Source organism: Lacrimispora sp. YZC11, assembly GCF_057543815.1.
In genome coordinates this window covers 207,170-228,724 of sequence record NZ_BAAJYQ010000003.1, presented here as the reverse complement: position 1 = coordinate 228,724, position 21,555 = coordinate 207,170, and the positions used below count along the sequence as shown (strand labels likewise).

Here is a 21,555-nt window from a genome sequence, read left to right as displayed (position 1 = left end):
CAGCCGCAGACGCAGCCCATGACGCAGCCGCAGACGCAGCCTATGACTCAACCACAGCCCATGACTCCTGTTCCGGGAGAAGAAGATTTCGATAATTTAATGAATAATTGCCCAGGTGGGATGCAATCCTATACAATTCAAGCCGGAGATACCCTGTGGCTTATTTCGCGGCGCCATTCTATTACCATTGACGATATTATGGAGGCGAATCCAGGTATAAACCCGAATCGTCTGTTTATTGGTCAGGTAATCTGTATTCCACAGGCGGGCGGAAGCCGTAATATGCCTTCACAAGCCCAGCCGCAGACCCAGCCTATGACTCAGCCGCAAACACAGCCTATGACTCAGCCGCAGACCCAGCCTATGACTCAACCCCAGACACAGCCTATGACTCAACCCCAGACACAGCCTCAGTCCCAGTTTCACTCCCAATCCCAGGATTTTATTGAAGAAGACCGGAGACGCAGAAACAGAAGGAGCCAGTGTCCGGAAGGATTATATCCATACACAATTCAAGCAGGTGATACTTTATGGCTCATCTCACAGCGTCATTGTACGACTGTAGAGGCTATTATGGAGGCAAACCCGGGATTAACTCCTGCTAATCTGTTTATTGATCAGGTAATCTGCGTTCCTCGCGGAACAGGATGCGCAATGCCTGAAAGACCACATATCCGGCCACGCAATGAGGAAGAGCGGAGAGGGACCCGCAATGAGGAAGAACGGAGAGGGACCCGCAATGAGGAAGAGCGGAGAGGGACCCGCAATGAGGAAGAACGGAGAGAGACCCGCAATGAGGAAGAGCGGAGAGGGACCCGCAATGAAGAAGAACGGAGAGGGGGCCGCACTGAGAATCTCTGCCCGGGAGGATTGCATTCCTATATCATTCAGGCCAGCGATACCATTTGGATTATTGCACAACGTTTTCAGACTACCGTTGAGGCGATCCTGGATGTAAATCCAGGTATTAATCCTACAAATCTGTTTATTGGTCAGGTGATTTGTATTCCATATGGGCACAGACTGCCACCAGTCTGCCCGACTCCCCAGCCGATGCCGATGCCTCAACCCCAACCACAACCAAGGCCGCAGCCGATGCCGATGCCGCAGATGCCGCAACCACAACCCCAGCCGATGCCGATGCCGACTCCCCAACCCCAGCCGATGCCGATGCCGGTTCCCCAGCCCCAACCTCAGCCAATGCCGCTGCCTGTTCCCCAGCCTATCATGTGTGTCTCCGAGGCGGAACAAAGCTTAAGTAATTACATGAGGCTTTTGTGGTTACAGCATGTATACTGGACGAGAATGGTTATTGAGAGCGTAGCTTTTGACCTTCCGGATGCGAAATTTGTAACAGACCGTCTGCTGCAGAATCCTAAGGATTTTGAAGAAGTATTGATTACGTTTTATGGGCAGGATAATGCAGCTCAATTTGCAGAGCTGCTGACAACTCACCTTACTACCGCCAATGAACTTGTTGGGGCTATGAAGGAAGGCAATACTGATGCTGCTTCCGATGCGGAAAAACGCTGGTACGACAACGCAGATCAGATTGCAACATTCCTGGCCAATATCAATCCCAACTGGTCGGTCGATGACTGGCAGGATATGCTCTATAATCACCTGGCAATGACTAAGGCGGAAGCTAATGATATCCTGACACAGAATTTTGAAGACAGCATCAATGTATTTGCAGACATTGAGAGAGAAGCTCTGGAAATGGCCGACGTCATGACACAGGGGATCACACAACAGTTCATGCAGTTTTTTAGATAGTTACAGTTAAAGAAACGATGGTATCCCAAAAGGCATTCATTGCCTTTTGGGATACCTTTTTTGGTTACGGTAAATGAACACTGCAGCTGGCAGGCCGGAAACGTTTGTGGTAAAATATCCATAAGCTTATGGCAATTGTTTCTGTGGGCGTCAAACTTTGACAAAAGAATAGTATAGATTGGGAGAGAAAATGATAATCAGGGAATATAATTCAAAGGATATTGAGGAAATAGCAGCATTGTTTTATGATACGGTCCATGAAATATGCTCCAGAGATTACACAAAGGGGCAGCTCGATGCTTGGGCATCAATGGATATGGATAGAGATGCCTGGGACCATTCGTTTTTGAAGCATTATACCCTTGTGGCGGTGAAAGACGGCATGATTGCCGGATTTGGGGATATGGATAATACGGGTTATCTTGACCGCCTCTATGTCCACAAGGACTATCAGGGACAGGGAGTTGCAACCGCACTTTGTGACAGGCTGGAAGCTGGTTTTCCCGATGGTACGGTGACAACACATGCTTCCATAACCGCAAGACCGTTTTTTGAATCCCGGGGATACAGGGTTCTCAAAGAACAGCAGGTTGAGCGAAAAGGCGTTATTTTAACAAACTACGTAATGAAGAAAGATTAACTTAAACGAAAAAACCATTTTGGATAGGGCCGCGTTCTTTTCTGTTTGGGAATCATAATGGAAGAAACTCTACGGAGCGTAGATTGAAAAGCCCATGACAAACGACTACAATGATAGGTGGAGTAGAAACACTGAACGTCAGAAAGATGGTGAAAATAAAATGGATAAAACTTCAAGAAAAGCTCTGAAAGAGCAGTATCATAATAGAAAAGTAATTGGTGGAGTATATTGTATAAAATGCAGCGGCAAAACCGATGTATGGTTTCGGGCTACAACAGATATTCAGGGTGCAAAAAACCGGTTTCAATTTTCCGTGTCAACGGATTCATGCCCTGAAATATGTATGATGGCTGCATGGAAGGAGTCCGGAGCATCCGGATTTTCCTTTGAAATTATTGAGGAAATAGAAAAAAAGGAAACACAGACGGAACGTGAATTTTATGACGATGTAAATACGCTGCTGGAATTATGGCTGGAAAAGAACCGGAACCCTGCCCCTTGATTCCAGATAAGGAGGTAAATCATGGAAAACAGTAAAGTAGGCAGCATAATCCGCACCTTGCGGCAGGAACATGGCATGACACAAAAGGAACTTGCGGATAAAATGAACCTTAGCGATAAAACCATTTCCAAGTGGGAACGGGGCCTGGGCCTGCCTGATATTTCTCTTATTCCGGAGCTTTCCCAGCTTCTAGGAATTGATATAATGAATTTATTGGCCGGCGATATGACACCCAACAATTTTGCAGGAGGTAATATGAAAAATACGAGATATTTTATTTGTCCCTCATGCCATAATATAACGCTTTGCACAGGAGAAGCGGAAGTTTCATGCTGCGGCAAAAAGTTAGCGGCCCAGACCTTGAAAAAAGCGGAAGAAAACGAAATGCTGACTGTCCAGGTGCTGGAAGGTGACTGGTATATCACCAGCGAACATCCCATGGATAAAGAACATTACATTTCCTTTGTGGCTTTGGCTTTAAGTGACCGGATCCAGATCATCAAGCAATATCCGGAATGGAATTTAAATGTGCGCATTCCCAAAAGGGGCTATGGGATGCTGATATGGTATAGTACGGATTATGGTTTAAGGTATCAATTGATAAAGTAAAAAAAGCACAGGGAGGTCAATGCCCCCTGTGCTTTTCCTTGCGTTTTTCCTGCCGCAGTTCAAATTGGCGCTCTTTCTCAGCTTCCCGTTGTTCACGGGAATGGGATTTGCGTTCCGATTTTACCTGCTCCTGTTGAAGCTTCAAAGCCTGCTGCGCCTTTGTTCCGACCCCTGTGTTTTGCAGATGTCTATGGATTTCCCTCCGCAATCTCTTGGGATTGATGCGCCGTTCAGTCATTGATGACGCTTCCAGAGATGGACTAAACCGCAGCCTGTCGTAGTTTTTGAGTATGAAATCGTAGATTTCGTAGTCCTTGGGTTCCGCTCCAAAGGTGATTTTGCAAACCTCATATCTGCCTTCAAATTCACGCTCACAGATGCCCACCCAAAACGGCTCCTCAAAGAATACAGTCAGCCTGGAACCAGTCTTTCTCATGATAAAACCCTCCTTTTATATGCCTTACAAAGAACGGACAACCAAGGAGGCAGGTTACTGACAGCTCTCGCTGCGTCCGGACTACCAACCGGAACTGTGTTTTTATCTTTGCATTGTATATTTTAACACTTATTGCCTGGCTTTGGAACCTGATAAATAATATTACATCATTTTTTTTGAATCTTTTTTATCAGCTTTACTGCTTCATACCAGAATACCGCAAAAGCAGCGATGCCTGCAGCAGTGAAAAGCGTGGAAGCAGACAGGGGAGCAAGCTTTAAAAATGTATTGATCGGAGAATACAGAATGATCCCCAGCATTGTAAATGTTCCAAAGATCGCCGCCCACATCACCTTGTCTTTTGCAAGACGTTTTATGGACTGCACTGCAAAATCATGGTCAGAGCTGTTCACCTGCACCAGGAAGAGATTGGAAAGCATGATAATGGTAAGCCCCATTGCACGGGCTGTGGGTGCGTTTGCTTCATTGCCGTCAAGTATCGTATAATATGTGCCGAATGAAACGGCGAATATAACCAGTCCTTGCAGGACGCTTTTGAAAAGAAGGGCCGGAGTGAGAAGCTTCTCTTTTGGATCACGGGGCCTGCGCTCCATAATATCCATTTCAGCAGGCTGCCGCTCCAGTACAATGGAGCAGGTCGGATCAATCAACAGCTCCAGCAGCACAACATGCAGCGGCAGCAGCAAAAGAGCAGTGGGTGCGATGCCGAGCATAGGGGCAAGCAAGGATGCAAATGCAATCGGGATGTGGATGGTAAATACATAACCAACCGCTTTGCGGATGTTGTCATAAATACGTCTTCCGTCTTTTACGGTCTCTACAATGGTGGTAAAATTATCATCCATTAAAATTAAGCCGGCGGCTTCACGGGAAACCTCGCTGCCCCGCTTTCCCATGGCAATGCCAATATCGGCGTATTTCAGTGCAGGGGCATCATTCACCCCATCACCTGTCATGGCAACGATTTCGCCGTTTTCCTTAAATGCCCTAACAATCCTCATTTTGTGTTCCGGCACAACACGGGAGAAGATCGAAACATCTTTTACCTTTTCACGAAGCTCCTCATCACTCATTTCGTTTATCATATCACCGGTAATGATATGGTCACTGTTAAGCATATTGATCTTTTTTGCAATGGAAGAAGCGGTGATGCCGTTGTCACCCGTAATCATCACCACACGAATACCGGCTTTGCTGCAGACGGCAATATCTGCTTTTACACTTTCACGGGGAGGATCGGCAAGCCCGATCAGTCCGCAGAGTGTTAAGGCGCAGCCGGTGATCTCAGCCGGTATCTCTGCTTCGCTTTGGAGGTTTGCAGCGGCGACTGCAATTACACGAAGACCTTCCATGGACATTTCCATGATTTTATGGTCAACGGTTTTCCTTTCTTCATCGCTGAGATTGCAGATGGTAAGAATCCGTTCAGGAGAACCTTTTGCTGCAATGACCAGTTTTTCATTTCTGCGCCAGACATGCCCCATCATTTTCTGCTCGTTGGTAAAGGTGTATTCACTGACCAGTTCTCCGCTGAAAAGATGATCCTTGGTGATGCCAAGACTGCCGCAGTGGGAAAGCATGGCTTTTTCCATGGGATCATAAGCATCTGTTTCACAGCCAAATCCCATGGTCTCACATAAGGCATGATCATCTCCATCCAGTGCCCATACCTCCTGCACTGTCATTTGATTCATGGTAATGGTGCCGGTTTTATCTACGCAAAGTACTGATACAGCACCCAATGTTTCCACGGAGGGCAGCTTACGCACCAAAGACTGTTTTTTTGCAAGCCGCCATGCACCCATAGAAAGAAAAACCGTAAGAATCACTGGAAATTCCTCGGGAATCATCGCCATGGCAAGGGTAATGCCGGAAAGAATGCTTTCAATCAGCCGGTCGTGAAAGGCATGGTCCGGTATATTGAACCATGTGAATATTCCTACAAGGGTAAACAGAACAGCGGCGATGCCGGCACAAAGCGTAACAAGGCTGCGGGTTTGCTTTTGCAAAGGGGTATCCTCATTGGGAGCTGCGGCCACATTTGCACCGATTTTGCCATATTCGGTGGCAACGCCGATTTTATCCACACAAATGGTCCCCGTACCCTGGGTGACCAGGGTGCCTGCGTAACAATAATCCCTGCGCCAGTAGTCGGCAGCCGGGCCGGCATTTTCTTCGGGCAATTTCCAGACGCACTCTGCTTCGCCGGTGAGAGAGGATTCATCGACACATAAGTCGTTACACTTTACTATAATACCGTCTGCAGGAATTTTGACACCCTCACAGATCATCATAAAGTCACCGGGAACAAGATCAACGCTGGCAATGGTCTGTTCCCTGCCGTCACGGATTACTGTCACATGAGGGGCAGACAGATCTTTTAAGGCTTTTAAGGTTTTGTCGGTTTTCCATTCCTGTATGACATCGATGCTGATGATGCCCACTACAAAAATGAGCATGATGGCACCGTCTCTGGGCTCACCCAGAATGAAATAGATAATTGCAGCAACAATCAGCAGCAAAAACATTGGCTCACAGATAATGTGAAAAACCTTTCGAAAGAAGCTTTCCTTCTTCTGCGGTGTCAGTTCGTTTTTGCCGTATTGCTCCTGCAATCTTTTTGCTTCGGCGGTGGTTAAACCCGCCTTGTGTCCTTTGTTGTTTGTCATAAAAGTTACCTCCGTTTTAGCCTTTCGGCATTCGTTTGATAGCTCTATGGCACTCCATTTACGGGGTCTTTGTTCCATTTTGGTATGAAAAAACACACCTATGGAACATATTATGAAAACAAAGAGGTGTTTTCATAATCGGATGGACGGCGCGAAAAGTTACGCCTTTTTATGAGAAGAAAGCTTCTCATAAACCATACTACTGTCCCACAGATGTGCAATAATTGCAATCTGTTGCCACTTATTAGGCGGCCCGGCCCCATGACCTTTGCAAAAAGGTTCATCGCCTGCTCAGTTTGTACCGTTGATCTCGCATCCAAAATCGGATGTAATGCAGTGCAAAGAGATTACAGAATATTATATGCACTGATTTTTCGTTTGTCAACCGATACTGGATTTTTTTTAATAGAGTTATGTTTTATTGTTGGATTATGAGAATCTATCAAACGATAAACAGAGAAGTATCCTGGATTGTAATGGAATTGCATCGTATTGAAGCACTTTAATGAGGCAGTCATTTAGCTTGAAAAAACATGTTAAAAAACCAATTTTAATAGTAAAAGTGATGATGATATTTCGCAAGTTAATTAAATGTTAAAAAAAACTAACATAATGCATAAGAAAATCATTAAAAAAATGTTGACTTTTAAAAATCGACATGTTAGTATTTATCCAACAGTTAAGGGGGTGGTCGCAGATAGAAAGTAAATCCAAATCAAAAAGTAAATAGATGAAAACTAGTTATTATCATATCAGGAAGCACAGTTGGATCGTGAATATGGCTTGAACATATACGAAACCTGCTTGGTTCCGGGGATTTTTATCCCTGGAATCAGGCGGGTTTTCTTTTTTGGGGGGATCAGTAAGATGAAGATTGTCAAATTTTTAAACAATAATGCTGCACTGGTCTTAGACGGACAGGAGCGTGAACTGGTTGTCATGGGAAAAGGAATCGCTCATTTATCCCATAAAAATGAGGAGATATCACGTGAATTAATTGATAAAATATTCATTTTGGAAGACCGGTCACAGCTTGCGCAGTATACGCAATTATTTTCAGAGATACCGGATACGATTTTTGAATTGGCCGGCCGTTTTGTAACGGAAGCCAAAGAGGATCTAAACCGTACTTTGCAGAATTCTCTTGTCATATCCCTGGCAGACCATTTAAACAGCATGATTGAGCGTGGGAAGCTGGGAGCTTATCTGGAAAACAGAATGCTCTGGGATATCAGGAAAATGTATCAGGATGAATTCCGGCTAAGCAGGGAGCTGGTGGCTGAATTTAATAAGCTCTATGATACCTGGTATGATGATCATGAAGCAGCAACTCTTGCCATGCATTTTGTCAATGCGGAATTGGAATCAGGCATGGAACATGCAGGGAAGATAACAAAACTCATCGGTGAGATTCTAAATATCGTGAAATATCATTTTTTAATCGATTATGACGAAGAAAGTTATGCTTATTACCGTTTTGTGACTCATCTGCGTTTTCTTGCTCAACGGGTTTTTCAGGGCTCACAATTAAATGATGCCGATATGAGCGGGATGTTAAAAGACCATTTAAGCGAACGTTACGAAGATACGTTTCAGTGTGTGAAAAAAATCAGGGATTTTTTTTGTAGCCATTATCATTACTGCTTTACAGAACAGGAAGGATTATACCTGGCGATCCATATCATTAAGATCAATGATGATAATATAAAAACAGACTAGAAAGGGGAGATTTGCCATGGGAAAATATGAGGAACTGGCAAAGAAAATTGTCAAAGAAGTAGGAGGGAAAGAAAACATTGCGTCTTTGACCCATTGTATTACCCGCCTTCGTTTTCAGTTAAAGGATGAGAGCAAGGCACACGATGAAGTTTTAAAGAAAATGGACGGAGTCGTCACGGTTATGAAAAGCGGCGGACAATACCAGGTGGTTATCGGCAATCATGTGCCTGCCGTGTACGAAGAGGTTTGTCAGGCGGCGGGAATCAGCAGTGAAGGAGGGGCAGCAGCGGATGCAGGCAGTAAAAAGCTGTTTGATAAGCTGATTGATACGATCAGCGGCTGCTTCCAGCCATTCTTAGGGATTCTCTCAGCAGGAGGTATTATAAAGGGTATATGCGCACTTTTGGTATTTCTCGGCGTTTTTTCCACTACGTCAGGCACCTATGCAATGCTTAATGCCATAGGTGATTCTGTGTTCCAGTTTATGCCCATCATCATTGGCTTTACTGCAGCGGGAAAATTTAATGTAAACAGGATGACAGGCATGGCCCTTGGTGCGGCCCTGTGTTATCCGGGCATCCAGTTATCTGCCCTGTCAGGAGGAGACATCCTTGGTGTGCTGTTTGAAGGAAGCGTTTTTCACAGCGCTTATTACTTAAAGGCGTTTGGGGTGCCCTGGGTAGCGAATAACTATTTAAGCAGTGTAATTCCCGTTATTATTGTGGTCTGGTTTGCAAGCTATGTGCAGAAATTTGCAAAAAAAGTAATTCCGGAGATGCTCCAAAACTTTTTTGTTCCGTTTGTTGTTATGCTTGTATCCATGGTTGCGGGATTTTTGGTCATAGGACCGGTAATATCTATCCTGACAAGTTTTTTAAACTCAGGATTTTCTTCCCTCTTTGCAGCTTCTCCAATCCTATTTGGTATTCTGACGGGATTCTTCTGGCAGGTATTGGTTATTTTTGGCCTCCATTGGGCTTTGATTCCGTTGGCGTTCATTCAGCTGGCTGAACTTGGATATATCAACGTATTAAGCGGAATGTATGGTGCAAGCTTTGCACAGACAGCCTGTGTGCTTGCCATGTACTTTAAACTCAAGGATAAGAAAACAAAATCACTTTGTATTCCCGCCGTGGTTTCTGGTATCTGCGGTGTGACGGAGCCTGCGATTTATGGTATTACCCTTCCGAAAAAACTGCCCTTTATTTACTCCATGATCGGTGGTGCGGTAGGCGGAGCTATTATGACTACTATGAATGCAACTTCTTATACCATGGGCGGCCTTGGAATCTTTGGTGTGGTAAACTATATTAATACTGCAACAGGAGATGCAAGCGGAATGGTTACTTCCTTTATCTGTATCGCCGTTTCTTCCCTGGTTGGATTTTTACTTACTTTCTTCTTCTGGAATGATAAAGAGACGCCGGCAGAGGATAGCGAGGGTACCGATGCATCGGCAGGGACACAGGATAGTCCTGCAAAGACTATTTCCATAGAGGTTCTTTCTCCGGTAGAAGGTGATATTGTTCCACTGGAAAGTCTGGAAGATGCTGCATTTTCCAGCGGTACTTTGGGAAAGGGTATTGCGGTAAGGCCATCAAAAGGAGTTGTTGTTTCTCCGGCAGATGGTGTGATCAGTGCTTTTTTCCATACAAAACATGCTTTGGGCATTATAGCTGACAATGGTCTGGAGATTCTGATTCACATTGGAATGGATACCACAAGATTAGAGGGTGAAGGTTTTACCGCTAAGGCAGAGCAGGGACAGAGAGTAAAAAAAGGCCAGGTCTTATTGGAGTTTGATAAGGATTTTATACATTCTAAAGGATATTCATTGGTGACACCGGTATTGATTACCAATCTGGGTGAACATGACAGTATGATTTTGTGGAAAGAAAAGAAGGTGACTACAGAGGATTGTCTGATAGGAATTGAGAGAGCGGCTGTCCGGCAATAATCTTTATGCTCAGGCATATGAGCAGAAAAGTATAGAGGAAAGGAGTTATCATATGGCGTTAAGAAATGATTTTTTATGGGGCGGTGCAACTGCTGCCAACCAATGCGAAGGAGGATATGCGGAGGGAGGCAGGGGCCTTGCCAATGTGGACGTGGTTCCACATGGCAAAGACCGCTGGGATGTCGTTGCCGGAACCAGGAAAATGTTTGATTTTGATGAGGAACACTACTACCCGGCAAAAAAGTCTATTGATATGTATCATCACTATCTTGATGATATTAAATTATTTGGAGAAATGGGTTTTAAAACTTATCGTCTTTCCATCGCATGGAGCAGAATCTTTCCGAACGGGGACGATGACCTTCCCAATGAAGAAGGGCTGAAATTTTACGAAACTATTTTTAAAGAATGCCGCAAGTATGGTATAGAACCGCTTGTTACTTTGGTACATTTTGACTGTCCTATGCACTTAATCGCAGAATACGGCGGCTGGAGGAATAGAAAGGTCATAGACTTTTTTGTTAATTATTGTAAGACCGTATTTACACGCTACAAAGGACTGGTAAAATATTGGCTTACTTTTAATGAAATCAACATGATTCTCCATGGGCCTTTTATGGCGGCAGGCTTATATTTTGAAGAGGGGGAAGACAGAACGCAGATTCAGTACCAGGCCGCTCACCATGAACTGGTTGCCAGTGCTTTGGCAGTCAGAATGGCTCATGAGATCGATTCGCAGAATAAGGTGGGCTGTATGCTGGCGGCGGGACAATATTATCCATTCACCTGCAAACCTCAGGATGTATGGGCGGCGTTTGAAGGAGATAGAGAGGGGTATTTCTTCGTTGATGTGCAGGCAAGAGGCGAGTATCCTGATTATGCCTGGAAACGCTTTGAACGGGAGAAGATTAAACTGGATATAACAGATGGTGATCTGGAAATATTGAAAGAAACACCGGTTGACTTCATTTCTTTTTCTTATTATTCGTCGAGAGTCGCCAGCGGGGATCCAACTGCTGCGGGAACAACTGAAGGCAATGTATTTGCCTCCCTGAAAAATCCTTATCTGGAAGCAAGCCAGTGGGGCTGGCAGATCGATCCTCTGGGACTTCGAATTACCCTGAATGCTTTGTATGACCGTTACCAAAAGCCGCTGTTTATCGTGGAAAATGGTTTAGGTGCGAAAGATGTAGCTGATGTAAATGGATATGTGGAAGACGACTACCGCATTGGCTACTTAAAATCTCATATTGAAGCTATGAAAGATGCGGTCGAAATCGATGGTGTGGATTTAATGGGATATACGCCTTGGGGCTGTATTGATTTAGTAAGTGCTTCCACCGGAGAAATGAGTAAGCGCTATGGGTTTATTTATGTAGATCTGGATGATTCAGGAAATGGAACCGGAAAACGCTCCAGAAAAAAATCTTTTTATTGGTATAAAAAAGTCATTGCTACCAATGGGGAGGATCTGACCTATTAAAACCGGATGGAATGCTGCCATGCCTGTCGAGAGGAGGCGGGCCGGCAGCTATCCGGGGGAAATGATCATGAGGAGTATATAATAATGGGGATGAGGAAATAAAGAATGAAAAAAATTACCGGATATATGTCAGCATTTTTACTAGGAACCATGCTTTTAACAGGCTGCCGGACGGCATCTGTAAAGCAGCCGGAGACGGCAGTAACAAAGACTGAAACGGCAGTAACAAAGGCTGAAACAGAGAAAGCATCTGCAAAAGAGTCTGCGGCAGCGATTGATACGGTGACACTTTATATTACACGTCACGGTAAGACCATGTTAAATACTTCGGATCGTTCACAGGGCTGGATCGATGCACCGCTTACACCCGCCGGTATCGAGGTGGCAAGCGCTTTGGGACGTGGCTTAAAATTAGAAGGAGTTGAATTTGACGCTGTGTACACAAGCGATAGCGGGCGGGCCATTGAGACGGCAGAAATTGTACTGAACGAAAAGGGCCAGAATCTTGAGATTCATAAAGACAAGAGGCTTAGGGAGTTTAACTTTGGCACTTATGAAGGTATGCCAAATGATGAGATGTGGGGAGCAATTGCCAAAGCGCAGGGCATGACACTGGAGGATATGATGGCTTCTATGCAGACCGGAAGTTTCATGGACACGGTTGCATCATTTGCAGATACTCTGGCACAGCTGGATAAGGATAAGGCTGAGGAAGAGGGCAATTGGCCTGCGGAAGATATTGCCACAATACAAGCCCGTTTACAGGCGGCATTTAGCGATATCGTAAAGGAATCCATGGACAAAGGCTATGCTGACGTTCTTGTGGTTTCTCACGGATTAAGCATCGGAACTTTTCTTTCTACAGTCGATGCAAATGCTAAAGTGCCGGCAGCAGGGCTTAAAAATGCCAGTGTATCGAAAGTGGTTGTCAAAGATGGCATATATACAGTTGAAACGGTGAATGATTTGTCTTATGCTGAAAAAGGAAAATGATCATAAAAGAAAATGATCTTAAAAGGAAAGATGGGATGGAATTAACCTCACCTTGCTTTGTATCACGTTTTAGGCTATACTGGTGTTGTTTTATACTACAATAGGCAAAGGAAACGTGATTTACATGGACATAGAGATTAAGCATAAAGCAGCAATTCCCCGCTATCAGCAAATTGCCGTAGAGGTGGCAGCCCGGATAGCCAATGGAGAATATGAGGTTGGTGAGAAGATTTACGCCCGTTCCTCCCTGGCAAGCCAGTACAGCGTATCTCCGGAGACTGCACGGCGGGCGATCTGCATACTCAGTGATCTGGGGATCGTAACCTCAGAAAAGGGGAATGGGATCATCATTAAGTCCCAGAAAAAAGCAGCAGAGTACATTCAGCAAAACAGTAAGCGGCAGACCATTGATACAATCAAAGAGAATCTTTTAAAGAGTGTCAGCCGCCAAAAACAGGAAATGGAGTATTTAAATGACTGCCTGAAGGAACTGATAGAGGCCTCCGTTCATTTCCGGTCAATGAATCCATTTATGCCGTTTGAGATACGGATCACCAGCAATTGTGTCCATTTAAATAAGACGGTAACGGAAATCCAATTTTGGCAGCGGACTGGGGCGACGGTGATCGCAGTCAGCAGGAATGACACTGTCATAAAATCCCCCGGGCCATACGTTGCTCTTTCGGAAAATGATACCATATATTTCATAACACAGGATGACACCCCTGATCGTGTAAGAGAATTTTTATATCCGTCCAAATGAGAGTTTTATCATAACGCTTGAAGTCATTTTGCTTCAGGCGTTTTTTTTTGAAATTTGACAAAGTGCCAACTTTGTAATATAATTAAGTTGTTACTTTGCTAAAAAGGAGGGAGATATATGATACAATTTGAACGTATTTCCAAACGTTATAAGACAAAGCAGGTTCTGAATCAAATTACATTTACGATAAATAGCGGAAGCCTGGTGGCTATTATTGGTGAGAGTGGTTGCGGAAAGACCACACTTTTAAAAATGATCAACCGGCTGATCAAACCCACATCGGGTACGATCTCCATTGACGGGAAAAATATCGGCAGCATGGATGAAGTAGCCCTGCGGCGGAAAATCGGATATGTGATCCAGCAGACGGGATTGTTTCCCCATATGACGGTTAAGGAAAATATTGAGCTGATTCCAAAGCTTGAAAAGATGCTGCCCAAGGATGTTGAAGACAATACAAAGAAGCTGATGCAGATGGTAGGACTTGACTGTGATGAGTTTTTGAATCGTTATCCGACGGAGCTTAGCGGTGGGCAGCAGCAGCGGGTCGGCGTAGCCAGAGCCTTTGCCACTGATCCGAATATTATCCTGATGGATGAGCCTTTTTCGGCCCTGGATCCCATAACAAGATCAGATCTTCAGGATGAGCTGGTGCAGCTACAGGCAAAATTAAAGAAAACGATTGTTTTTGTGACTCATGACATGGATGAAGCCATTAAGATTGCGGATATGATCTGCATCATGAAGGATGGCGATATTCTGCAATATGACACGCCGGAGAATATCTTAAACAATCCTGTGGATGAGTTTGTTTCAAGCTTCGTAGGAAAAAACAGGATCTGGTCCTCACCGGAATACATCAAGGTGTCCGACATTATGATCGAGCAGCCAATCACTGCCACCAAAGACTTATCTGTCTTAAAATGCATTGAAAAGATGCGAAGAAACAAGGTTGACAGCCTTCTGATCGTGGACAGGGATACCCGGCGATTGGCCGGAATTGTCAAGGCCAGCAGATTAAGAGGCATAGAGGACAGAACCCAGTTGGCAGAACAATTTATGTATGAAGACTTCCCTGCCCTTTTACCGGACCAATGTATACTGGATGCACTGAAAATAGTGACGGAAAACCAGGTGTCAACAGTTCCGGTGGTGGATGACCAAAGGCGCCTTAAGGGGCTCATTACACGGAGCAGCCTGGTGACGACACTGAGTCAGCAATATTTTGACTATGAAGGAGGAGAGGTAGAATGAACTTTTGGAATTATATAATAAGCAATCATCCCCAGATCCTTTCATTATTGATCGAACATCTGAAGCTGACTGCCGTATCGGTGGGTTTGGCCATCCTGATAGGAGTGCCCCTTGGAATTTTTATTTCCTTTGCGGCAAAAGCCAGTAAACCGATTTTAGCAGTTGCAAACGTGATTCAGGCAATTCCCAGCATGGCACTGCTTGGCTTCATGATCCCACTATTGGGAATCGGTATCATTCCTGCAATTGTTGCAGTCGTTCTTTATTCTCTTCTTCCCATTATTAAGAATACCTATACAGGAATTGATAATATCAATCCCCAGACGCTGGAGGCTGCCAGAGGAATCGGATTGACGCCGTTTCAGGTGCTGACTAAGGTGCAGATTCCCCTTGCTCTTCCGATCATTATGGCAGGAGTGAGGATCGCTTCCGTAACAGCGGTGGGGCTTATGACCATGGCTGCGTTTATTGGAGCTGGCGGCCTGGGATATCTGGTGTTTTCCGGCATCCGGACGGTGAATAACATTCAAATCCTGGCGGGCGCTATTCCTGCCTGTATATTGGCATTGATGGTAGACTTTCTGATTGGTCTGATTGAAAAGCTGGTAACGCCGGTCAGCCTTCAAAAGGGAGATGCCTCGGTTAAGAAAAAAAGCAGGAATATCCAAAAGGCAATGCTTGGAGCGGCTGCGATGCTTATTGCGGCTATATTTCTTTTCACATCCGTTGGCAGTGTATCAGGGGATGTGCGTACACTCTCAGTCGGCTCCAAGGATTTTACGGAGCAGGAGATCCTTGGGAATATGGTGGCGGATTTAATAGAAGACAGAACTGATATCACCGTAAACAGAAAACTGAGCCTGGGTGGGTCACAGGTATGCTTTGCTGCAATGAAGACCGGAGATATTGATCTATATATTGACTACAGCGGTACCTCATACACTGACATCCTCAAATATCCGCCTATCAGTGATATGGAACAAGTGTATCAGACGGTAAAGAAAGAGTATAAGGAGCAGCTTGATCTGGAAGTGCTTCAGCAGATGAGCTTTAATAATACTTATACATTGGCTGTAACTCAGGAAACGGCAGAGAAGTATCATTTGGATAAAATAAGTGATCTTGCTAAAATAAGCGGAAGCTTGACATCCGGTACTACGTTTGAATTCTCCAACCGGGAGGATGGATTATCCGGACTGCAGAAATCATATGGTTTCCAAATAGGAAAAAACCTTACCTTAGACTCTTCTCCCCGCTATATGGCTCTGGGAAGCGGTGAGGTGGATGTCATTGATGCCTTCTCCACGGACGGACTTTTAAAAAAATTCGACTTAAAAACGCTGGCAGATGATAAGAACTTTTTTCCGCCCTATTTTGCAATTCCGATTATTCGGGCGGACGCATTGGAGAAATGTCCGGAAATCGCCGGTATCATGGAAGAATTGGCACCATTTTTAACCAATGAGGTTATGATTGAACTGAACTACAAGGTGGATGAATTACAGCAGTCACCTGCTGCTGTAGCCCAGGAATTTCTAAAAGAGAATGGATTGATATCATGATTTATGGAATTGTGCTTTTTTCATTTCTTTCCTTTGTTTTTTCTTCTCCAAGGTGGCGATGGCTGATAAGCGCTGATATGTCCCTGTCCCTAAGGGAAGAGAAAGCCGGGTTACTGTTTGGACGGTATATGCGGGATGCAGCTGCTGTGATGCTGCTTTTATGGTTACTCAGAACGTTGAATCATCCCTGGGTATACGTGGCTGCAGGGTGTGTATTTTTCCTGCGTACACTGGGCTTTCTCATTCATATGGCTCAGGTTTTTATAAAAGATTAAATGATATCAAAGAGCCGTTGCACCGGAAAAATTGCAACGGCCCAATTTCATCCTTACCTTACACACTTACATCCACCATACTCCACTATACTGCACCAAGGTATTCTTTAACTCTTCAAAACCTTATTACCGCAGCCGGAACAGAAGCTGTCCCCCTTTTGACAGGATTTGATTAGCTCAATATCATTCAAAACATCACCTCCCTTTGACTGATTTATTTTCAGGTTAAAGCCCGCAGCTTTTTTAGTCAGTTTCTAAACTTTCTTTGATTTTTTTCTACACATCAGCCAGATGATAATACCCACACCTGCAAATGCCAGCAGGATAAAAACAACATAGGAATATGTGTTGATGTAATCTGCAATGATACTCCATTTCTCTCCGGCAAAAGCCCCCAGATTAATAAGTATAACATTCCAGATTGCCGTACCCGATACAGTATAAAACAAGAATTTACTCATTTTCAATTTTGCCATTCCGGCGGGGATGGAGATGAGACTTCTGACAATAGGGATAAACCGGCAGAAAAAGACAGTAAGGCTTCCCCGCCGGTTAAACCAGTTTTCCGCTTTTAATATATCTTGTGTCTTCAATTGAAGAAGAAAACCCCATCTGTCGATGAATCGCCCTAAGCGTTCCGGCGTTACCAACCGTCCGATGTAATATAAAACGATGGCTCCGGCAGTCGAACCGGTTGTGGCGGAAAGAAGCACCAGCCAAATATTCAAGTTGCTTTTTGTTGTCATGAATCCGCCAAAGGTGAGAATAACTTCAGACGGAATTGGTGGAAATATGTTTTCGATTGCAATCAACAGGGCAATGCCAGCATATCCAAATTGGTTCATCGTGTTTATGATCCATTCTTGCATGTTAAATACCATAATCCTTTCCTTTTAGCTGTTAGTGAGCAAAATCTTTTCCTTATCTATAGAATAAACAAGATGCGGAATTTTCAATAATATTTTCTGATAAATGAATCAGAGCAGTATTGCGGGGACGGATGTGCAGGGACTGCAAAAATCCATTTAATTTGACTTACATCTAATTACACGAAATATATTATAAAAGGTTGAAAGGAATTTTAGCCATTATTGAGAACAGTCACTGCAAAAGAGCATAAGAATCCCCGTGTAAACCATTGGCTTACGCGGGGGTTCTGCCAGATCATTTTCAGCCTATTGTTCTGACAAGTAAATACAGTAGTCTAAAATAACATTACCTTGTTCATCCTTCTCGGAAAATCGCGGACAGTTATACCTTTCGAAAAAATAAGCCCTTTTTTCATTATCGTTTTTAAAATTTCCCATATCATATTCCTGGAATTTAAGAATGCACTCATCATGCATGCCATAGATGCTGCCGTCATCCTCTTTGCCTTTAATCCAGCATACACCGATGCTGGCCTCGTCCAAATCTATAAAATCATAACCATCGGGAACAGATGTATCTGATGGTAGGAACATGCCAATCCAGTATTCAAAAGTGTTTTCAAAATTGCTGCTGTTGCAGCGCATAAAGCCCAGAAAACTGTTTTCAATATTTGGATCCCCGCACAGTTTTTCAAGCTCCTCAAACCAGCCGTTTTGAAACCATTCCATCCATTTGTGACCAAATCCACCATCTCTGTCAGCGTTGGTATAGCATTTCCCAATAAAACGCAATGAGGGTAAATGCTCTTTATAGACTTTAATAATCTCTGCCATTTTTCTTCCCCCTATTTACAATTTTTTATAACCTTATTCTAACAGAAATCTGTCAGAATACAATTTAAGTTTTTATGACAGGAGGAAAACATCTCATGGATGCGCACCGCGGTATTTGTTTGACATGAACTCAAATAGTCAATATAATGAGAGCAAGCTTGTAAGAACAGGAGGTAATGAAATGTCAAATATTCATTCCGTAAATAACAGGAATAAAATAAATGATTTACTAAATATCTGGGAATCTGCTGTTGCAGCAACTCATACATTTTTGTCAGAAAGTGACATCCAGGCAATCAAACCGGAAGTTGTAAAGGGATTAAAAGAAATTGAACATTTGTATTGTTATTATGTTGATGATACTGCTCATGGTTTCATAGGTGTAGCCAACAATAAAATTGAGATGCTGTTTATACATGATAGGGCCAGAGGAAAAGGAATCGGAAAGAAGCTTATTCGTTATGCTGTAGATAACTTAGATGCAAAATATGTAGATGTAAATGAACAGAATGATCAGGGCATAGGATTTTATAAACACATGAAGTTTCATATCATTAGCAGGTCAGAGCTTGATGAACAAGGCAGACCATTTCCAATACTGCATCTCAAATTGAGTGACAATTGAATATTAACAGGTTGATTAGAAAAAGGCGAAGAACCATGCTGGGGACCGCCTTTTTCGCCCAGTATCTGCTTTTTATGTGCGTTTAAAGGGTTTCATGCGTTCAGCCCGTTCTTTGCTTTTGTTCATTATCGTCTATCCGAAAGCGCGGAAGTCGTATGCTTGTTCATAGTTCAGCAGGATAGGTAAATATATTTCCATAAAGTTCTATTCTATATCATTGCAAAGAAGTAAAAATGATGATAAGATATAGTTGAGACACTCATATATTGACTGTGTCAAATATATAATGGAAAGGTAAAATTATGTCTGATAATGATATACGGGTATCTGGCGCAAGAGAGCGAAATCTAAAAAACATAGATGTCCTGATACCCAAAAAAGAAATAACGGTTTTTACAGGAGTATCCGGTTCTGGTAAATCGTCTTTAGTGTTCGATACAATAGCAGCAGAATCCCAAAGGCAATTAAATGAAACCTACACCAGTTTTATCCGTCACCGTATGCCCCATTATGGAAAACCCGATGTGGATACAATCGAAAATTTATCGGTAGCTTTTATAATCAACCAAAAACGGTTGGGCGGCAATGCACGGTCAACGGTAGGCACGATTACAGATATTTATTCTTTATTGCGTCTGTTGTTTTCTCGAATTGGAAAACCTTTTGCCGGCTATTCCGATGTTTTTTCGTTCAATAATCCGGCTGGGATGTGCGGCGGCTGCCAGGGCTTAGGAAAGATTGAAGCGGTTGATATTGAACGACTGTTAGATAAAAATAAATCCTTAAATGAGGGAGCAATCCGTTTTCCGACTTTTGAACCCGGCGGCTGGCGACTGACCCGTTATATTTATTCTGGATATTTTGATAATGATAAAAAAATAAAAGACTATTCCGCCGAAGAACTGGAGATGCTGCTTTACGCTGACGGCATTAAGGTGAAAGATCCTCTTCCCGAATGGCCTAAAACTTCATTGTATGAAGGGGTGATTCCACGGATCGAGCGGAGCTTTCTCAAAAAAGAGGATGGCGAAAAGGTTAGATACAGCAAAGAAATTGAGGGCTTTGTCATAAAGCAGGATTGCCCCCACTGCCACGGGGCCCGCCTGAATGATGAAGTATTATCCTGCAAAGTGAACGGTAAAAATATAGCGGAATGCGCTGATATGCAGATAAACGAACTATTAGGTTTTGTCCAGTTAATCAATGCTCCAGTGGCGGCTACAATCGTTTCAGAATTGATGAATCGTCTGCAGCAAATGGTATCCATTGGATTGGACTATTTAAGTTTAAGCAGACAAACCTCCACTCTTTCGGGCGGGGAATCTCAAAGAATCAAATTGGTTTGCCAACTGGGCAGCAGTTTGACGGACCTTACTTATATTTTTGACGAACCAAGTATAGGACTTCACCCTCACGATATAAGCAAGATTAATGACCTTATGAAACTTTTGCGTGACAAAGGCAATACCGTACTTATCGTGGAGCATGATCCTGATATAATAAAGATTGCAGACCAAGTGATTGACATGGGACCCGGCGCGGGAATTCATGGGGGCGAAATAGTATATCAAGGGAATTTACAGGGGTTAAAAGCATCTGGCACATTGACGGGGAATTATCTGTCTTATCGGCCTGAATTAAAATCTGGTACACGTACCCCGAAAGGCTGGCTTTCCATTCACAATGCAACGCTGCACAATTTAAAGAACCTCTCAGTTGAAATACCCAAAGGAGTAATGACTGTTGTGACAGGGGTTGCCGGTTCAGGAAAAAGTACGCTTATCAATCAGGTGCTGCCCCGATTTTATCCTGAAACTGTATTTATCGACCAAAAGGGAATACAAGCATCAAAGCGTTCCAACATAGCAACCTTTACAGGTATCTTTGATATTATCAGAAAACTATTTGCAAAAAGCAACGGTGTCAGCGCCTCCCTGTTCAGTTTCAATTCCCAAGGCGCATGTCCGGTTTGTAAAGGCTTAGGTGTTACCTATACAGATTTAGCGTTTATGGATACAATCGTTACAGTATGTGAAGAATGTCACGGGAACCGTTATACCGACGAAGTGCTTGGGTATAAGCTAAGAGGTAAAAATATTGGTGAAATTCTTAAAATGACCGTATCGGAAGCCTTGGAATTTTTTCGGGAAGAAGAAATAAGAACAGTACTTAAAAGGCTTTCAGATGTTGGAATCACCTATATTTCTTTGGGGCAGCCATTGAACACACTTTCAGGAGGGGAATTGCAGCGGATAAAACTGGCTTCCGAGCTTGAAAACGGCGGGAAGGTTTATGTCTTGGACGAACCCTCAACAGGCTTGCATATGGCTGATATAAAACAGTTGATTGGTATAATGAATCGTCTTGTAGAACAAAATTCCACCCTTATTGTAATTGAGCACAATTTGGATATTATTTGCCAGGCAGACTGGATCATCGACTTAGGCCCATATGCCGGACAGCATGGCGGTAAAATTATGTATACAGGGTTGCCGGGAGAATTAATTAATTGTAAAGATTCCTTGACAGGAAAATCCCTGAAAAAATATATTAATAAAATATAGGAGA

The 21,555-nt window shown here is 43.6% G+C and carries 17 protein-coding genes and 1 riboswitch; of the genes, 13 read left to right on the top strand and 4 right to left on the bottom strand.

From position 1 onward, the window contains the following. The 4 genes from AC27IJ_RS02945 to AC27IJ_RS02930 all read left to right on the top strand — a co-directional run. The coding region (locus AC27IJ_RS02945) for a LysM peptidoglycan-binding domain-containing protein (RefSeq protein WP_487147361.1) at window positions 1-1,776 on the top strand (1,776 nt) is incomplete at its 5' end. 190 nt (window positions 1,777-1,966) lie between these two features. Further along, the gene (locus AC27IJ_RS02940; protein ID WP_312447699.1) at window positions 1,967-2,416 is read left to right on the top strand and encodes a GNAT family N-acetyltransferase; all 450 of its coding nucleotides are present in this window, start codon (window positions 1,967-1,969) and stop codon (window positions 2,414-2,416) included. 160 nt (window positions 2,417-2,576) lie between these two features. Further along, window positions 2,577-2,918 (top strand): GIY-YIG nuclease family protein, encoded by a 342-nt coding sequence (locus AC27IJ_RS02935; RefSeq protein WP_312447701.1) that lies wholly within the window; start codon window positions 2,577-2,579, stop codon window positions 2,916-2,918. A 21-nt stretch (window positions 2,919-2,939) separates the two neighbouring features. Beyond that, window positions 2,940-3,527 carry a helix-turn-helix domain-containing protein gene (locus tag AC27IJ_RS02930; RefSeq protein ID WP_312447703.1) on the top strand — a complete coding sequence of 196 codons (588 nt, stop codon included), beginning with the start codon at window positions 2,940-2,942 and terminating at the stop codon, window positions 3,525-3,527. 16 nt (window positions 3,528-3,543) lie between these two features. Here the strand turns inward: AC27IJ_RS02930 and AC27IJ_RS02925 are convergent, their stop codons facing one another. Beyond that, window positions 3,544-3,963, bottom strand: a complete 420-nt coding sequence (locus AC27IJ_RS02925; protein WP_312447705.1) for a YjdF family protein — start codon at window positions 3,961-3,963, stop codon at window positions 3,544-3,546. A gap of 167 nt (window positions 3,964-4,130) precedes the next feature. Continuing rightward, window positions 4,131-6,653 carry a cation-translocating P-type ATPase gene (locus tag AC27IJ_RS02920; RefSeq protein WP_487147357.1) on the bottom strand — a complete coding sequence of 841 codons (2,523 nt, stop codon included), beginning with the start codon at window positions 6,651-6,653 and terminating at the stop codon, window positions 4,131-4,133. A 200-nt stretch (window positions 6,654-6,853) separates the two neighbouring features. Continuing rightward, window positions 6,854-6,958: riboswitch (NiCo riboswitch) on the bottom strand. Between the two features lie 562 nt (window positions 6,959-7,520). On the opposite strand from AC27IJ_RS02920, the gene AC27IJ_RS02915 reads away from it, so the two are divergent. The 7 genes from AC27IJ_RS02915 (at window position 7,521) to AC27IJ_RS02885 (ending at window position 16,384) form a co-directional block, all read left to right on the top strand. After that, complete coding sequence (locus tag AC27IJ_RS02915; RefSeq protein ID WP_487147355.1) at window positions 7,521-8,372, top strand: PRD domain-containing protein; 852 nt, start codon at window positions 7,521-7,523, stop codon at window positions 8,370-8,372. Between the two features lie 16 nt (window positions 8,373-8,388). Next, window positions 8,389-10,329: a beta-glucoside-specific PTS transporter subunit IIABC gene (locus tag AC27IJ_RS02910; protein ID WP_312447710.1), complete on the top strand. Its 1,941-nt coding sequence runs from the start codon at window positions 8,389-8,391 to the stop codon at window positions 10,327-10,329. Between the two features lie 52 nt (window positions 10,330-10,381). Continuing rightward, window positions 10,382-11,812 (top strand): 6-phospho-beta-glucosidase, encoded by a 1,431-nt coding sequence (locus tag AC27IJ_RS02905; protein ID WP_312447713.1) that lies wholly within the window; start codon window positions 10,382-10,384, stop codon window positions 11,810-11,812. 105 nt (window positions 11,813-11,917) lie between these two features. After that, window positions 11,918-12,805 carry a histidine phosphatase family protein gene (locus tag AC27IJ_RS02900; protein WP_312503301.1) on the top strand — a complete coding sequence of 296 codons (888 nt, stop codon included), beginning with the start codon at window positions 11,918-11,920 and terminating at the stop codon, window positions 12,803-12,805. 124 nt (window positions 12,806-12,929) lie between these two features. Further along, window positions 12,930-13,568, top strand: coding sequence for a GntR family transcriptional regulator (locus AC27IJ_RS02895; protein ID WP_312447716.1), 639 nt, complete (start codon window positions 12,930-12,932; stop codon window positions 13,566-13,568). 117 nt (window positions 13,569-13,685) lie between these two features. Then, the gene (locus AC27IJ_RS02890; protein ID WP_312447719.1) at window positions 13,686-14,822 is read left to right on the top strand and encodes an ABC transporter ATP-binding protein; all 1,137 of its coding nucleotides are present in this window, start codon (window positions 13,686-13,688) and stop codon (window positions 14,820-14,822) included. Continuing rightward, entirely contained in the window at window positions 14,819-16,384 is a 1,566-nt protein-coding gene (locus tag AC27IJ_RS02885; protein ID WP_312447722.1) for an ABC transporter permease/substrate-binding protein, read from the top strand. Before AC27IJ_RS02890 ends, AC27IJ_RS02885 begins: the two co-directional genes overlap by 4 nt. Window positions 16,385-16,913: 529 nt before the next feature. Here AC27IJ_RS02885 and AC27IJ_RS02880 read toward each other — a convergent pair. Next, window positions 16,914-17,540 (bottom strand): DedA family protein, encoded by a 627-nt coding sequence (locus tag AC27IJ_RS02880; protein ID WP_312447725.1) that lies wholly within the window; start codon window positions 17,538-17,540, stop codon window positions 16,914-16,916. Between the two features lie 294 nt (window positions 17,541-17,834). Then, window positions 17,835-18,362: a hypothetical protein gene (locus AC27IJ_RS02875; protein ID WP_312447728.1), complete on the bottom strand. Its 528-nt coding sequence runs from the start codon at window positions 18,360-18,362 to the stop codon at window positions 17,835-17,837. A 181-nt stretch (window positions 18,363-18,543) separates the two neighbouring features. Here AC27IJ_RS02875 and AC27IJ_RS02870 point away from each other — a divergent pair, with 181 nt between their 5' ends. Further along, entirely contained in the window at window positions 18,544-18,987 is a 444-nt protein-coding gene (locus AC27IJ_RS02870; RefSeq protein ID WP_312503300.1) for a GNAT family N-acetyltransferase, read from the top strand. Window positions 18,988-19,289: 302 nt separating this feature from the next. Then, entirely contained in the window at window positions 19,290-21,551 is a 2,262-nt protein-coding gene (locus tag AC27IJ_RS02865; RefSeq protein WP_312503299.1) for an ATP-binding cassette domain-containing protein, read from the top strand. The last annotated feature ends 4 nt before the right edge of the window (window positions 21,552-21,555 follow it).

Coding starts and splice junctions, on each gene's coding strand:
- AC27IJ_RS02865 (WP_312503299.1), top strand. CDS start 19,290: ATGTCTGATAATGATATACGGGTATCTGGCGCAAGAGAGCGAAATCTA.
- AC27IJ_RS02925 (WP_312447705.1), bottom strand. CDS start 3,963: ATGAGAAAGACTGGTTCCAGGCTGACTGTATTCTTTGAGGAGCCGTTT.
- AC27IJ_RS02880 (WP_312447725.1), bottom strand. CDS start 17,540: ATGGTATTTAACATGCAAGAATGGATCATAAACACGATGAACCAATTT.
- AC27IJ_RS02870 (WP_312503300.1), top strand. CDS start 18,544: ATGTCAAATATTCATTCCGTAAATAACAGGAATAAAATAAATGATTTA.
- AC27IJ_RS02920 (WP_487147357.1), bottom strand. CDS start 6,653: ATGACAAACAACAAAGGACACAAGGCGGGTTTAACCACCGCCGAAGCA.
- AC27IJ_RS02890 (WP_312447719.1), top strand. CDS start 13,686: ATGATACAATTTGAACGTATTTCCAAACGTTATAAGACAAAGCAGGTT.
- AC27IJ_RS02915 (WP_487147355.1), top strand. CDS start 7,521: ATGAAGATTGTCAAATTTTTAAACAATAATGCTGCACTGGTCTTAGAC.
- AC27IJ_RS02910 (WP_312447710.1), top strand. CDS start 8,389: ATGGGAAAATATGAGGAACTGGCAAAGAAAATTGTCAAAGAAGTAGGA.
- AC27IJ_RS02935 (WP_312447701.1), top strand. CDS start 2,577: ATGGATAAAACTTCAAGAAAAGCTCTGAAAGAGCAGTATCATAATAGA.
- AC27IJ_RS02885 (WP_312447722.1), top strand. CDS start 14,819: ATGAACTTTTGGAATTATATAATAAGCAATCATCCCCAGATCCTTTCA.
- AC27IJ_RS02905 (WP_312447713.1), top strand. CDS start 10,382: ATGGCGTTAAGAAATGATTTTTTATGGGGCGGTGCAACTGCTGCCAAC.
- AC27IJ_RS02900 (WP_312503301.1), top strand. CDS start 11,918: ATGAAAAAAATTACCGGATATATGTCAGCATTTTTACTAGGAACCATG.
- AC27IJ_RS02875 (WP_312447728.1), bottom strand. CDS start 18,362: ATGGCAGAGATTATTAAAGTCTATAAAGAGCATTTACCCTCATTGCGT.
- AC27IJ_RS02895 (WP_312447716.1), top strand. CDS start 12,930: ATGGACATAGAGATTAAGCATAAAGCAGCAATTCCCCGCTATCAGCAA.
- AC27IJ_RS02930 (WP_312447703.1), top strand. CDS start 2,940: ATGGAAAACAGTAAAGTAGGCAGCATAATCCGCACCTTGCGGCAGGAA.
- AC27IJ_RS02940 (WP_312447699.1), top strand. CDS start 1,967: ATGATAATCAGGGAATATAATTCAAAGGATATTGAGGAAATAGCAGCA.